1 protein-coding gene and 1 pseudogene are annotated in these 1,861 nt (G+C 54.2%); one reads left to right on the top strand and one right to left on the bottom strand.

Features of this window, described 5'->3' with window-relative positions; all coding sequences use genetic code 11:
• Positions 1-534 precede the first annotated feature (534 nt).
• A complete protein-coding gene (locus J2046_RS33575; protein ID WP_210059130.1) occupies positions 535-1,227 on the top strand; it encodes a TetR/AcrR family transcriptional regulator in 693 nt (230 codons plus the stop codon).
• Between the two features lie 293 nt (positions 1,228-1,520).
• Here J2046_RS33575 and J2046_RS33580 read toward each other — a convergent pair.
• A pseudogene (locus tag J2046_RS33580) lies at positions 1,521-1,706 on the bottom strand (transposase); the annotation flags it as partial.
• Positions 1,707-1,861: the final 155 nt, after the last annotated feature.

Here is a 1,861-nt window from a genome sequence, read left to right on the forward strand (position 1 = left end):
CAGCAGATGGTCCCAACTGGGCGCCGTGAACCAGGGACGAAACGACGACAGCCACTGGCGAAGGATGTGCGGAACAGGATCACCCGACCCGACGCAGTTCTCATTATGATCGGTCATCCAACGGTTCGAATCCGGTCACACGAAACAAGCAAGGCAAGGAGACTGCGGCGAACTGATTCACCCAGTTCAGATCATACAAAATGCGTGCGCTGATACTCGCTATAGGGGGCTGCACGCAGCATATCGGCGCCGCCAACCAACTCAAAATCCCAAAGAATTTTGTACAAAGTCGAGCTTAGGGCGAGCCACCTCACTCCCGAAGAAGGACATACGGCCTTACAGAACAGAGAGCCTGAACTGCGATGCTGATACCAAAGCTTGACAACCGCGACGAGAGAAACACGTGCCATGGGAGCTGCCACTTTCGTCCGGCTTGTCGAACTGATCGATTCAGGAAACTTGACGTAGGACGCATTGCCGCGCATGTTTTCAAGGAAATCGAACCGACTGGTTTGGAAAAAAAGAAGAACAGAGATGACCGAGGAAAAAACCGAGGATCGCTGTTTACTCACCCAGAAGCAGGGCCGCCTTGCCGCCGGTGCGGACCCGGTCAAGCGAGTGCAGATCATCGAAGGTGCAAAGCGTGTCTTCATGAGGCTGGGCTTCGATGCGGCGAGTGTGAACGAGGTTTGCCGCGAAGCCGGCGTCTCGAAAGCTACAATCTACGTCTATTTCGAAAACAAGGAGGATCTGTTCAGCGCTATTGTAGAGGATGAGCGCCAGCGCTTTATGCTCATACTGAACTCTGTTCTAACGGATAGCGTGGAAGTCGAGGCCGGACTCTACCGTTTCGGCGTCGACTTGACAAGCCACGTTACCTCCTCGCATAGCCTCGGCGCAATACGGATGCTCATCGGCGTAGCCACGCGGATGCCGCATCTTTGCAGTCAATTCTTCCATTCTCGGGGCAGAGCCCGGGCTATGCTTGAGGACTTCGTCAAGCGGCACATTGAGCGGGGTAACTTGATCGCAGAGGATCCCGCCCTCGCTGCTAATCAATTTATCGAGCTTGCCAGTGGTAGCCTCTTCAATTTCCGCCTCTTCGGCAATCTGGAGGACGAACCTCCGTGGGAGGAGGTAGATTTCGCCGTAAAGAGCGCAATCCGCATATTCATGGCCGCCTATGCCAACTCGGACACCTCCAGGAGCGCGGTTTCCACTGCCTAGGGCCCTAAAGGCTCAGTCTTTAGTCCGTCCTGAGGATTCCGAAAACTATTTTGTTTTCAGGGATTCCCAAGATGACTGAAGTATAGGCAGCTGCGGGAAATCAGGTTCTGGGGCTCGATTTTCTGGGCAGAGCGTCCGAAAATTCTTTGGATCGATGACGGCATGGGTTGGTTTGGGCCGGAACTCTGTAGGTGACGAGATTTCCCGGATTTCAATGCTCAAAGCCCTGAGAAGGCATGATTGGGCATCTGTTCGCCCCTGTATGGTTCAAAAAAAGTGCGTAGGGCGACCTGTCATACCCTGGGGGCGGCAATCAGACCCGGAACGCCGACAAGGGTGATGGCTCTTTTGATATTGTAGGCCAGCGCCGTCAGGCTGAACTCCCCTCGAACGTTTTCCAGGCGCCGCATGAGGAACGCGCCCTGATACATCCATTGTTTGATCGCGCCGAACGGATGCTCCACGGTACGCATACGGCGTAGACCACAGGAATTCGCATGACGTGCGTGCTATTGTTGTCTGATGGATATCGACGAAGAGTAAGCGCCGTCTCCGCCCCATTGGATTGGGTGTATTTTGAGGCTTGCTGCGTATGCGAGAAGGTTTCCAGTTTTATCTGGAGATTTGCATGGCA

The organism is Neorhizobium petrolearium (genome assembly GCF_017873175.1).
In the GTDB taxonomy this organism is placed as follows: domain Bacteria; phylum Pseudomonadota; class Alphaproteobacteria; order Rhizobiales; family Rhizobiaceae; genus Neorhizobium; species Neorhizobium petrolearium.